The following is a 12,249-nucleotide window of genomic DNA, read 5'->3' as shown; positions in this document are numbered from 1 at the left end:
TCGACAGAGTAGTGCAGTGATCAGGATCGCGAACCAGATCAAGAGGTCGAGGAACGCAGCCAGTCGGCGAGTGTGGCGAAATCGGCGTTCACGAGGCCCTTGGCCGGATCGACCCGGTGGAGCAATGACGGCCCACGATGACTGGCGTCGGCCCACAGGCGGTCCACGGCGCTGATCTCGTCGTCGACCCAGATGAACGGTCGGCCATTGGCCCATTCGATGAGGTGCCGCGTCTTCCAGTGCACGCCGCGCGGGGCTCCGTCGGCGCAGTCGGCCGGCCACTCCACCACGGGCAGCCTCGGCAGTCCGATCCGTGGGGAGACGACTTCGTTCGCCTCCTCCATCCAGGTTGTAGCCCACACGAGATGACATCCCAGGGCAGTGAGGCGCGCTCCGACCTCAGGGTCGAGTCGCGCCAGTAGTGGGTTTCCCTGACCGCCGGACACCGAGTCGTCGTCGGCAGTGGTCTGTGCCTGACCGGACGAAGCTCCGAACGGGATCAGTGGACCGTCGATGTCAAGGAACAGGAGGGGACGCTCCGCCGAGCTTGTCACGGCGACACGATAGCCCGGTGTAGCAGAGAGCGGGCCCTCATTGCTGGCCGTCTCAGGGTCGCCCGAGGCCGCTCCACAGTGGCCAGGACGGCCAGGACGGCCAGAGGGTGCTGAAGGCCGCGCCCGGGAGTCCGGAAGTGTTGTGGGGGGACTCAGCCGTGTGTGGTGCCGTCGATGAGCTCGCGGATGACGTCCGCGTGGCCGTTGTGTTGGGAGTATTCCCTGATCATGTGCAGCAGGATGCAACGCACGTCGAGATCGCCGAATCGGTGGTGCGTGCAGACATGGTCCAGTGAAACCCCGGCGAAGATCTCACGGCTGCGCTCGCAGGCGGCCAGGTAGCGCGCGACGTCCTCAGACAGTGTCGCACCGTCGTCCAACAGGAAGTCACCGTCCTTGTGCTCCGGCCAGCCGAAGGGCGCGGGTTCCTCGCTCTGCTTGATGACGTTGACGAACCAGATGAACTCGACCTTGGTGAGGTGTCGCACCAATCCGTGCAAGGTGGTGAGGGACGGAACGACACACCGGGCGGCCTGTTCCTCTGTCAGCCCCTCGAGTTTCCTCAGCAATTCGGCGCGATGGTAGTCGAGCCACCCGGCCAGAGCCTCACGTTCGGGCGCGATGGTGCGCAGGTCGACCGGTGCGAGCGGCGAAGAGAAGACCTTCGGTCCAGAGGCGTCATTCATGGGTGCATTGTCGCAGGCGAGGTCAACGTCCGACGCTGACAGGGGCATCCTGCTGTACGGGAGAGAGGTACCGCTGTGCTGTGCTCCTGACGCGAGTAGTGGATGTTGACGTGTGCAGTGGGTCCTGACGTCGGTCGCGCTCCGCTTGATCCGCTTGATCCGCTTGATTGGCTTGATCATCGGGCGGCTTGGTCTTCAACGATCTGTAACAGCGTGTCGATCTTGAGACACGGATACCCGAAGAGCGCCCGGCAGGCCGAACGGCGACTGCATGAGGGCCGTTCGGCCTCTGCCTCTGTCCGGCAGGGCCGCTCGAAGGTCGATGAGTGGCACGATCGCGTCCACGCTGTACCACTGCCGGTTGGTGATGGCGATGCGCAGAACACTTCTTCCCGCCCTGGCCCTGGTCCTGGGAGCCGCGACCGCCTGCGCCTCGACGAGCACCGGCGGGACGGCCACCCCGTCGACCTCCACCTCCACGTCCGTGTCCGCGACAGCGACAGCGACAGCGACAGCACCCTCTCCCACGCCGACCGTCACCGCCGCACCCCACTCGCCGCCGGCACGCGGGCCCGGCGCAGTGGTCAAGGCCTACTACGACGCCATCAACGCGCACCACTACCGCACAGCCTGGAACCTCGGCGGCAAGCGCTTCAGCCCCACGTACAGCGCTTTCGTGGCCGCCTTCGCCGAAACGGCTCACGACCGTCTCCGGATACTCCGGGTGTCCGGGCCGACCGTGACGGTCAGCCTGGCGGCCACGCAGACCTCCGGAGCGGTCAAGCTCTACAGCGGTACGTATCACGTGTCGGACGGAGTGATCACCGGCGCCAGGATGCGTCAGGTCGGCGTGTCCCCGCCGGGCGGGACGCCCTCGCGCTCCCCGAGCGTCTTCGTACACCCGGGTGCCTTCTGCTCTCCCGTGGGCGCGATCGGCGTGACCGACCGTGGGACGCCGATGGTGTGCTCGCGCAAGGCCGGCGACGACCACGCACGGTGGCGGCACCGGTAACCGCGCGCTCGTCCGAGCGTTGCCCCGGCCCAGCCCCAGGCCTAGCGTGGTGCGTACGCGCCACCACCGCACCGGATCCGGCACGGGGGCTCAAGCCGCTCCCCCAGCCGCCACCCCTGGGCTCCCTGCGCCGAAGAACACCCGTGGAACACCCTGCCGAACACCCGTGGAAGACCGAAGAGCACCGGAAAGGAACCCGCAAAGCACCCGCAGAACACCCCGCGGAACTCCGCGAAGAACACCCCGGAGAACACCCCCGGAGACCCAGGTCACAGCTGCCGAGAGAACAAGCTCACAGCCCTCCCCCCTCCTGCTCCTTTGGGCCTCTGGCCTAGCATCCGAGCATGACGGTCCTGCCTGACGACGGGCTCTCGCTGGCCGCCGAGTTCCCTGACGCAACCCATGAGCAGTGGCAACACCTGGTGGAGGGTGTGCTGCGCAAGTCGGGCAAGGACGTCTCGGGTACGGCCGCTGAGGATGCTCTGTCCACTGCCCTGGAGGACGGGTTGCGTACCCGGCCTCTGTACACCGCGCGCGACGCCGTGCCCGAACCCGGTCTGCCCGGGTTCGCCCCCTACGTCCGCGGCGGTCGCCCGGAGGGCAGCACCGCCGGCGGCTGGGACCTGCGGCAGCGGCACACGGCGGCGGCCGACGGTGCCGTGCTCGCGGACCTGGAGAACGGTGTCTCCTCGCTCTGGCTGGTCCTCGGCGCGGGCGGCATCCCGGTGCCGGAGCTCGAGCGGGTCCTCGACGGCGTCCATCTCGATCTCGCCCCCGTCGTTCTCGACGCGGGCCGCGAAGTGGAGCCCGCCGCATGGGAGTTGCTGCGGATCTGCGAGGAGCGCGGGGTCTCCGGGGACGCCGTCCGCGGCAACCTCGGTGCCGATCCGCTCGGTCTTGAGGCCCGTACCGGACAGGCTGACGCGTTCGCCGCCCTGGTCCCGCTCGCGCGGCTGTGCGCCGAGCGTCATCCGGGACTCCGCGCCCTGACCGTGGACGCGCTGCCGTACCACGAGGCGGGCGGTTCCGCCGCTCAGGAGCTCGGCTGTTCCCTCGCCACCGGTGTCGCGTATCTGCGCGGGCTCACCGAGACCGGGGAGCTGACCATGGAACAGGCCTGCGGGCAGCTGGAGTTCCGTTACGCCGCCACCGCCGACCAGTTCCTGACCATCGCCAAGCTGCGGGCCGCGCGCCGGCTGTGGGCGCGGGTGACCGAGGTGTGCGGGGCGCCGAGCGCGCAGGTGCAGCATGCCGTCACCTCGCCGGTGATGATGACTCGCCGGGACCCGTGGGTGAACATGCTGCGGACGACGGTCGCCACGCTGGCCGCCGGGGTCGGTGGCGCCGACGCGGTGACCGTGCTTCCGTTCGACGACGCGCTCGGGCTGCCCGACGCCTTCGCGCGGCGCATCGCCCGCAACACCTCGACCATTCTCATCGAGGAGTCCCACCTCGCCCGGGTGATCGACCCGGCGGGCGGTTCCTGGTACGTGGAGCGGCTGACGGACGAACTCGCCCACGCCGGCTGGGAGTTCTTCCAGCGGATCGAGCAACGCGGCGGTCAGGCGGCCGCGCTGCGGTCCGGGCGGATCGAACGGGACCTGGCGGAGACCTGGGAGGCGCGTGCCGGCAGGCTCGCGAAGCGGCGCGAACCCGTCACCGGGGTCAGCGAGTTCCCGTTCCTGGCCGAGCAGCCGGTCGTGCGGGAGCCCGCTCCGGAGCCCCGGTCCGGCGGCCTGCCGCGCGTCCGGCGCGACGAGGCGTACGAGGCGCTGCGGGCCCGGTCCGACGCCCATCTGGCCGCCACCGGGTCCCGGCCGCGGATCTTCCTGGCCGCGCTCGGCCCGGCCGCCGCCCACACCGCGCGCCTCACCTTCGCCTCCAACCTCTTCCAGGCGGGCGGCATCGAGCCCGTGACGGAGGGCGTCTTCGAGGAGAGCGGCGCCACGGAGGTGTGCCTGTGCTCCAGTGACGCGCTGTACGAGGAGCAGGCCGCCACCGTGGCCGCCGGGCTCAGGTCGGCGGGCGCCACGCATGTGTCCCTCGCGGGCCGCCCCGGACAGTACGCCGATGTGGACTCGTACGTCTTCGCGGGCTGTGACGCCGTCGCCGTGCTGTCCGCCACCCTCGACCGCATGGGAGTGTGCTGATGACCACCCCTTCCACCCCTTCAGCCTCCTCCGCCTCTCCTAGCTCCTCTTCCGCCTCTCCTAGCTCCTCTTCCGCCTCCTCCATGTCCTCCGCCTCCTCCGTCCCTTCCATCCCCGACTTCTCCGGGATCGAGCTGGGGGCCCCGGCCGCCGGTGGCGGCGCCGACATCGGCGCCGACGAGTGGCGTACGGCCCTCAAGCGGGCCACGGGCGGGGACGCGACGCCGTGGGAGACGCCGGAGGGCATCGCGGTCAAGCCGCTGTACACCGGCCGCGACCTGGAGGGCCTGGACTTCCTCGGTACGTATCCGGGTATCGCGCCGTATCTGCGCGGCCCGTATCCGACGATGTACGTCAACCAGCCGTGGACGATCCGGCAGTACGCGGGCTTCTCCACGGCCGAGGAGTCCAACGCCTTCTACCGGCGCAATCTGGCGGCCGGTCAGAAGGGGCTGTCGGTCGCCTTCGACCTGCCGACCCACCGGGGGTACGACAGTGACCACCCGCGGGTCACGGGCGATGTCGGCATGGCGGGTGTCGCCATCGACTCGATCTACGACATGCGGCAGCTCTTCGACGGCATCCCGCTGGACCGGATGACCGTGTCGATGACGATGAACGGTGCCGTGCTGCCGGTGCTCGCGCTCTACATCGTCGCCGCGGAGGAACAGGGCGTACCGCCCGAGAAGCTGGCCGGGACCATCCAGAACGACATCCTCAAGGAGTTCATGGTCCGCAACACCTACATCTATCCGCCGAAACCGTCGATGCGGATCATCTCCGACATCTTCGCCTTCACCTCGCAGCGGATGCCGCGCTACAACTCCATCTCCATCTCCGGCTATCACATCCAGGAGGCGGGCGCGACGGCCGACCTGGAGCTGGCGTACACGCTCGCGGACGGGGTGGAGTACATCCGGGCGGGGCGTGAAGCGGGCCTGGACGTGGACGCGTTCGCGCCGCGGCTGTCGTTCTTCTGGGCGATCGGCATGAACTTCTTCATGGAGGTCGCCAAGCTCCGGGCGGCGCGGCTGCTGTGGGCGAAGCTGGTGCGGCAGTTCGACCCGAAGAACGCCAAGTCCCTCTCTCTGCGTACCCATTCGCAGACCTCCGGGTGGTCGCTGACCGCGCAGGACGTGTTCAACAACGTCACGCGTACGTGCGTGGAGGCGATGGCGGCCACCCAGGGCCACACGCAGTCGCTGCACACCAACGCCCTCGACGAGGCGCTCGCGCTGCCCACCGACTTCTCGGCCCGCATCGCACGCAACACGCAGCTGCTGATCCAGCAGGAGTCCGGTACGACGCGGGTGATCGACCCGTGGGGCGGCAGCGCCTACGTGGAGCGGCTGACGTACGACCTCGCGCGCAGGGCCTGGCAGCACATCCAGGAGGTGGAGCAGGCGGGCGGCATGGCGAAGGCGATCGACGCCGGCATCCCCAAACTGCGCATCGAGGAGGCCGCGGCCCGTACCCAGGCGCGGATCGACTCCGGGCGGCAGCCGGTCGTCGGCGTCAACAAGTACCGGGTCGAGAGCGACGAGGCGATCGAGGTGCTCAAGGTCGACAACTCCTCGGTACGGGCGCAGCAGATCGCCAAGCTGCGGCGGCTGCGCGAGGAGCGGGACGAGTCGGCGTGCCGGGACGCGCTGGAGGCGCTGACGCGGGCCGCCGGCGGCGAGGGCAATCTGCTGGAGCTGGCGGTGAACGCGGCGCGGGCCAAGGCCACCGTCGGGGAGATCTCGGACGCGCTGGAGAAGGTGTACGGCCGGCACGCGAGCCAGATCCGTACCATCACCGGCGTGTACCGCAACGAAGCCGGCCAGTCGCCGTCCGTGGACCGTACCCGCGCCCTCGTGTCCGCCTTCGAGGAGGCCGAGGGGCGCCGTCCGCGCATCCTGGTCGCCAAGATGGGGCAGGACGGCCACGACCGGGGGCAGAAGGTGATCGCGACCGCGTTCGCCGACCTCGGCTTCGACGTGGACGTCGGCCCGCTGTTCCAGACCCCGGCCGAGGTGGCCCGTCAGGCCGTCGAGGCGGATGTGCACATCGTCGGGGTGTCGTCGCTGGCCGCCGGGCACCTCACGCTCGTGCCGGCGCTCAAGGAGCAGCTCGCGGAGGAGGGGCGCGAGGACATCATGATCGTGGTGGGCGGGGTGATCCCGCCGCAGGACGTGCCGACGCTGCTGGAGATGGGCGCGGCGGCCGTCTTCCCGCCCGGGACGGTGATCCCGGACGCGGCCCACGATCTCGTACGGCGGCTGGCGGACGGTCTCGGGCACGAACTGTGATCGAACTCGACGCGTATGTGAAGGGCGTGCTCGACGGGAAGCGTGCGGTCGTCGCGCGCGCGATCACTCTCGTCGAGTCCACGCGGCCCGCGCACCGGGTGCTGGCGCAGCAGTTGCTGACCGAGTTGCTGCCGTACAGCGGGAAGGCCCGGCGGATCGGGGTCAGCGGGGTGCCGGGGGTCGGGAAGTCGACGTTCATCGACGCGTTCGGGACGATGCTGACCAGGCTCGGGCACCGGGTCGCGGTGCTGGCGGTGGACCCGTCCTCCACCCGCACCGGCGGCTCGATCCTGGGCGACAAGACCCGGATGGAACGGCTGGCTGTGGACCCCGCGGCCTTCGTCCGGCCCTCCCCCACGGCCGGGACACTGGGCGGGGTCGCCAAGGCGACCCGGGAGTCGATCCTGGTCATGGAGGCGGCCGGCTACGACGTGGTCCTGGTGGAGACGGTCGGTGTCGGCCAGTCGGAGACCGCGGTCGCCAACATGGTCGATTCCTTCCTGCTGTTGACGCTGGCGCGCACGGGTGACCAGTTGCAGGGCATCAAGAAGGGCGTCCTGGAACTGGCCGACGTGATCGCCGTCAACAAGGCGGACGGCCCGCACGAGCGCGACGCCCGCGCCGCCGCGCGGGAGCTGGCGGGCGCGCTGCGCCTGATGCACGGCAGGGACGCCGTCTGGACGCCGCCGGTCCTGCACTGCAGCGCCCGCGAGTCGACCGGCCTCGACACCGTCTGGGACCGCCTGGAACAGCACCGCACCCTCCTCGACTCCACCGGCCGCCTCACCGCCAAGCGCCGCGACCAGCAGGTCGACTGGACCTGGACCATGGTCCACGACGAACTCCTCGACCGCCTGCGCAACGACCCCTCCGTACGGGCTCTCGCGCCCGCCCTCGAACAGCAGGTGAGAGACGGCGAGTTGACGGCGACACTGGCGGCGGAACGGATCCTCGGGGCGTTCCGGGGAGCCTGAACGTTTTAGCCGGTCAGCACACCCGTGCATTGATCACTTAACGCAGTGAACCTTGCCGCAGAGCAGCTACTCATCGCCGGAGTACCGGTTGTCCTGGTGATCACCACGCGATCCAGAAGGAGAGCCACCTTGCTCCAGTACGCTGCCCGTCTCGCCACCGCTCTCACCACGGCGGGCGCCCTCCTCTTGACCGCTTCCGCGGATGCCTCGGCCGGCGCCATCGGTACGACCCCGGTGAAGACCTTCGACTACAGCGTGGGCGGCATGACGGTGAAAGTGCCGACCGGATGCCTGTTCACCCATGTCATCCGCGGGAGCGGCAGGAGGATCACCTATCAGAACGCCGGCGTCGACTGCGCGTTCGTCGGAGCGCTCAGCAGCGGGTTCTGCAACTGGCGTATCGACTTCACCTACGGCGACACGCGCAACAGGACATACCGCACCTCACGGGGCCGGACGCACAACGAGTGCAAGATCGATCCCATGCGGAACAACTCTCCGCAGACGCTGCCTCGTTATGGAGAGGCGTGCGCCCACCTCTACGTCAACGGGTTGCGGCGTGTGAGCCAGTGTCACAGCATCACGAAGTGAGCGTCCTCATGACCGATCAGCGACATGCACCTGGGCCGGAACGGTCGTCTCGAAGCCGCGAGACACGAAAGAGGTGGGTCGGGAACGGGGCGTTCCTGACGGGCTTCGTCGCGTGCATCGCTCTCTTCGGCTTCTTTCCCGGACTGCCCCATGTCATCGACTGGGGCGCCATCGTCGTGTCCCTCGCCTTCGGCGGGCTGGCCCGGTGGGCCTGCCAGGCAGGGATGGCTTGGATGGAGAAGGGCGATGAAGAAAAGTGATGGCGGAGGCCGAGGAGGAGCGGTTCGGACGGGTCGGACGTCTGTGGCGGGGTGATGGGCACGGTGGGGTCGAAGTGCAGCCTCGCTCACCCGTCACGCCGTGCGCTTGCGTGGGGTCGTCTTCTTCGGCTGGGTCTGCTGCGGCGGGGTTTTCCGTGGCTGGGTCTTCTTCGCCGCCGCGGTCTTCTTCGTCGCCGTCTTCTTCGTGTTCCGGGCGGACTTCGACGCCGTCTTCTTCGCTGCCGCCGGGGCCTTCTTCGCCGCGGCCTTCTTGGGCGTCGGCTTCTTTGCCGCCGACCGTGGGAGGCGTCTGATTTCGGCTTCTTCCGCGGGGGGCTCGCCCCGGGACTCCTTGGCCGCCCTGACGCTCTTCTCGAGGGCCGCCATGAGGTCGAGCACCTTGCCGCCCCTGGCCGGTTCGGGGGACTCCGGGGGCGCCTCGCCGGCGGCCTTCGCCGCCACCACCTCCTCCAAGGCCTCGCGGTATTCGTCGTGGAGTTCCTCCAGGTCGATCTCGCCCAGGGTGTCCATCAGGGCGTCCGCGAGGTCGAGTTCCCGGTCGTTGACCGTGACGTTCGCCTCCGGGGCGACGCCCTCGGGGGTGCGCACCTCGTCCGGCCAGAGGAGCCCGTGCATGGCGATCGCCTCCCCCACCACGCGCAGCATGCCCAGGCGTTCCTTGCCCCGCAGCGCGAACTTCGCGATGGCCACCTTGTTGCTGCGCTTGAGGGCCTCCCTGAGGAGGATGTACGGCTTGGCCGCCGGGGCGCCGCCCGCCGCGAGGTAGTACGCCGCGTCCATCTGCAGCGGGTCGATGCGGTCCGCGGGCACGAAGGCCACGATCTCGATCGTCCTGGCGGTGGGCAGCGGCAGGTGGGCGAGGTCATCGTCCGTGATCGGGATGATCGTGCCGTCCGCGTCCTCGTACCCCTTGCCGATCTCCGCCCCGCTCACCTCCTTCTCCTCCAGCTCGCAGACTTTGCGGTAGCGAATGCGGCCGCCGTCCTCGACATGGATCTGGCGGAAGGAGATGGAGTGGTTCTCGGTGGCGTTCACGAGCTTGATCGGGATACTGACCAGGCCGAATGAGATGGCGCCGTTCCATATGGATCGCACGTGCAGCACCCTTTCGGTCGCTTTGCACCATTCCTTCGCTGATTGCGTGAGATTGTCATCGTATGACGCCGATCACGGAGGTGGAGGGGAGACGGCTCGCGCTCAGCAACCTGGAGAAGGTGCTGTATCCCGCCACCGGATTCACCAAGGGCGAAGTGCTGCACTACTACGCCACCACCGCCGCGGTCCTGCTGCCCCACCTGCGGGACCGCCCCGTTTCGTTCCTGCGGTATCCCGACGGGCCGGACGGGCAGCTCTTCTTCACCAAGAACGTCCCCCCGGGTACGCCCGACTGGGTCACCACCGCCGAGGTGCCGCGGTCGGAGGGGCCGGCGCGGATGGTGCTCGTACAGGATCTGCCGAGCCTGATGTGGGCGGCCAACCTGGTCACCGAGTTCCACACCCACCAGTGGACCGCCGGGGAGCCGGAGGTCGCCGACCGGATCGTCTTCGACCTCGACCCCGGCGCGCCCGCCGACATCGTGGACTGCTGCCGGGTCGCCCTCTGGCTGCGCGAGCGGCTCGCGGACGACGGGATCGAGGCCTGCGCGAAGACCTCCGGGTCCAAGGGGCTGCATCTGCTCGCCGCCGTACGGCCGACCCCGTCGCAGCGGGTCAGCGACTACGCCAAGAGCCTCGCCGTGGCGGCTGAGCGCGCCATGCCCAGGCTGGTCCTGCACCGGATGACGCGCAGCCTGCGGCCCGGGAAGGTGTTCGTCGACTGGAGCCAGAACGCGGCCCGCAAGACCACCGCCGCGCCCTACACCCTGCGTGCCCGCAGCGAGCCCACCGTCTCCGCGCCGGTGACCTGGAGCGAGGTCGAGGCGTGCGGGGCCCCGGCCCAGCTCACCTTCCGGGCCGCCGACATCGCGCCCCGCGTGCAGGACTACGGCGACCTGCTGGCCTCCCTGCTCGCCCCGGACAGGGCAGGGCCGATTCCGTGAGACGGGAGGGGGTCCCGCGTCATGTTCTCCGGGTTCTCCGGGTTCTCCGGGTTCTCGGGGGTCTCCCGGCTCTCCCGGCTCTCCCGGCTCTCCGGGTTCTCCGGGTTCTCCGGGTTCTCCGGGTTCTCCGGGTTCTGCATCCGCCTGCATCCGCCTGCATCCGGCGTCCGGCGACCCGCCGGCGGCCTGCGAGCCGAACCGTCCGCCGCGGCGCCGAGAGGTGCCGGGGTGTGGTTCAGACCCGCTTCCACGTCTGCCGGTCGCGCGCCATCGCGTGCAGCGCCTCCACGTCCGCCGGCTTCAGGACGCCGCCGAGGCGGGTCAGGCCGGTGAGGTCGGTGTCCCGCAGGACGCGGACCTCGCGGATCGGGGCCGGGATCGACACGTCCGAGGCCTCCGTGAGGGCCAGGACCGGGTGCACCTCCGCCGTGAGCGCGTACGACGCCCGGTCGGCGTCGGCGCGGACGCGGCGCAGCAGCGGCTCGGGCTCGCGGCGGCCCAGCGTGACCATGGGGTCCGTGACCGTCACCCGCTGCTTGCGGGCGTACAGCGTGTGGACGGCGTACAGGCCGCCCGGTCCGATCGCCAGATGGTGGATGCGGTCGCCGCCGGGCAGCGGGATGGAGTGAAGGGCGTGCCAGCCCGCGCCGTCGAGGGCGTCCAGGGCCTCGCCGACCGACTGCTCCGCCGCCAGCGCCTTGCGGCGCGGGTCCGGGCGCAGCCGGTAGGACGGGCCCGGTTCCCGGTCCAGGGCGATCAGCAGGGCCTCGCCGGGGCGGTTGGGCGCCAGGTCGTCGTCCGGATGGAGGGAGAGCCGGGCCAGCTCGGCCGGGGTCGGGACCGGCGGCGGGCCGACCGTCACCGGGCCGGTGAGGAAGGGGCCCAGCGCTTCGAGCACGGGCTCCTCCTCGTCCTCGCTGAGCAGGTTGACCCGTGCGGCCTCGCGGTCGTACCAGGCGATGTGCCGCCCGTCCGTGTGGCAAACGTAGAGCCGCTCCTGGCCGTGTCGCCAGGACGGTATGACTCGCAGTCCGGTCATTGCGCCATCACCCCTGACCATGGGAACAGGCGGGGTGCTCCCCAGGCAAGAAGACGGCTACCTTTGGGAGGAGCTGGGAGGGGGACTTGGGGAGGCGTTGTTGCGTACCCGCAGGAAGCAGCCCGACGTACCGGCTCCGGACAGTCCGTGGAGCGAGATCGTGCCCGGTCTGTGGATGGGCGGGCACCAGTTCAGGAGCCGCACGGGCGATCTGGAGTCCGCCGTGGTGCGGGACGAGTTCGACCTGGTGCAGACCCTGCTCAGACTGCCCGGACACGGGCCGGATCCCGGAGTGGAGCACCACGTCTGGGCGATACCGGACGGGCCGCTGGACGGCACGCAGCTCGCGGGCGTGATGCGGCTGGCACGGGCCGCGGGCGAGGCACTGGACGAGGGCCGCAAGGTCCTCGTCCGCTGTTACCACGGCTACAACCGCTCGGGGCTGGTGATCGCGCACGCCCTGGTGCGCCGCGGGCACTCCGCCGAGCAGGCGATCCGGCTGATCCGGTCCCGCCGCTCGCCGTGGGCGCTGCACAACGAGCTGTTCGTGGAGTACCTGCGGGCGGGGCTGTCGACCGCCCGGCTGCTGGAGGAGCTGGCAGAGTAGCGAGGTAATCGTTTCGCCTGGCGAA

Annotated in this window: 12 protein-coding genes; 8 read left to right on the top strand and 4 right to left on the bottom strand. The window is 69.9% G+C overall.

Annotated features, from left to right (window positions below; genetic code table 11):
• Positions 1-38 precede the first annotated feature (38 nt).
• A complete protein-coding gene (locus ACJ9NR_RS26665) occupies positions 39-554 on the bottom strand; it encodes an HAD domain-containing protein (RefSeq protein ID WP_412493460.1) in 516 nt (171 codons plus the stop codon).
• A gap of 152 nt (positions 555-706) precedes the next feature.
• Complete coding sequence (locus ACJ9NR_RS26660) at positions 707-1,240, bottom strand: DinB family protein (RefSeq protein ID WP_412493459.1); 534 nt, start codon at positions 1,238-1,240, stop codon at positions 707-709.
• A gap of 322 nt (positions 1,241-1,562) precedes the next feature.
• Here ACJ9NR_RS26660 and ACJ9NR_RS26655 point away from each other — a divergent pair, with 322 nt between their 5' ends.
• The 6 genes from ACJ9NR_RS26655 (at position 1,563) to ACJ9NR_RS26630 (ending at position 8,518) form a co-directional block, all read left to right on the top strand.
• Positions 1,563-2,252: a hypothetical protein gene (locus ACJ9NR_RS26655; RefSeq protein WP_412493458.1), complete on the top strand. Its 690-nt coding sequence runs from the start codon at positions 1,563-1,565 to the stop codon at positions 2,250-2,252.
• A 344-nt stretch (positions 2,253-2,596) separates the two neighbouring features.
• Positions 2,597-4,402, top strand: a complete 1,806-nt coding sequence (locus ACJ9NR_RS26650; protein WP_412493457.1) for a methylmalonyl-CoA mutase family protein — start codon at positions 2,597-2,599, stop codon at positions 4,400-4,402.
• A gap of 83 nt (positions 4,403-4,485) precedes the next feature.
• Complete coding sequence (gene scpA / locus ACJ9NR_RS26645; protein ID WP_412493456.1) at positions 4,486-6,693, top strand: methylmalonyl-CoA mutase; 2,208 nt, start codon at positions 4,486-4,488, stop codon at positions 6,691-6,693.
• Complete coding sequence (meaB, locus tag ACJ9NR_RS26640; protein WP_412493455.1) at positions 6,690-7,667, top strand: methylmalonyl Co-A mutase-associated GTPase MeaB; 978 nt, start codon at positions 6,690-6,692, stop codon at positions 7,665-7,667. The genes scpA and meaB overlap by 4 nt, the downstream gene beginning before the upstream one ends.
• 129 nt (positions 7,668-7,796) lie before the next feature.
• On the top strand, positions 7,797-8,258 hold the full coding sequence (locus tag ACJ9NR_RS26635) for a hypothetical protein (RefSeq protein WP_412493454.1): 462 nt from the start codon (positions 7,797-7,799) through the stop codon (positions 8,256-8,258).
• An 8-nt stretch (positions 8,259-8,266) separates the two neighbouring features.
• A complete protein-coding gene (locus ACJ9NR_RS26630; RefSeq protein WP_412493453.1) occupies positions 8,267-8,518 on the top strand; it encodes a hypothetical protein in 252 nt (83 codons plus the stop codon).
• A gap of 93 nt (positions 8,519-8,611) precedes the next feature.
• On the opposite strand, the gene ku is transcribed toward ACJ9NR_RS26630, so the two are convergent.
• Positions 8,612-9,634 (bottom strand): non-homologous end joining protein Ku, encoded by a 1,023-nt coding sequence (gene ku / locus ACJ9NR_RS26625; RefSeq protein ID WP_491074825.1) that lies wholly within the window; start codon positions 9,632-9,634, stop codon positions 8,612-8,614.
• A gap of 62 nt (positions 9,635-9,696) precedes the next feature.
• Between ku and ligD the strand changes: the two genes are divergently transcribed.
• Positions 9,697-10,578 (top strand): non-homologous end-joining DNA ligase, encoded by an 882-nt coding sequence (ligD, locus tag ACJ9NR_RS26620; RefSeq protein WP_412493451.1) that lies wholly within the window; start codon positions 9,697-9,699, stop codon positions 10,576-10,578.
• Between the two features lie 235 nt (positions 10,579-10,813).
• On the opposite strand, the gene ACJ9NR_RS26615 is transcribed toward ligD, so the two are convergent.
• Positions 10,814-11,617: a nuclease-related domain-containing protein gene (locus ACJ9NR_RS26615; protein ID WP_412493450.1), complete on the bottom strand. Its 804-nt coding sequence runs from the start codon at positions 11,615-11,617 to the stop codon at positions 10,814-10,816.
• A 100-nt stretch (positions 11,618-11,717) separates the two neighbouring features.
• Between ACJ9NR_RS26615 and ACJ9NR_RS26610 the strand changes: the two genes are divergently transcribed.
• Positions 11,718-12,224, top strand: a complete 507-nt coding sequence (locus ACJ9NR_RS26610; protein WP_412493449.1) for a protein-tyrosine phosphatase family protein — start codon at positions 11,718-11,720, stop codon at positions 12,222-12,224.
• Positions 12,225-12,249 lie beyond the last annotated feature (25 nt).

Origin of the sequence: Streptomyces sediminimaris, assembly GCF_047049295.1 — a bacterium.
GTDB lineage: Bacteria > Actinomycetota > Actinomycetes > Streptomycetales > Streptomycetaceae > Streptomyces > Streptomyces sediminimaris.
This window is presented reverse-complemented; position numbering and strand designations above follow the sequence as displayed.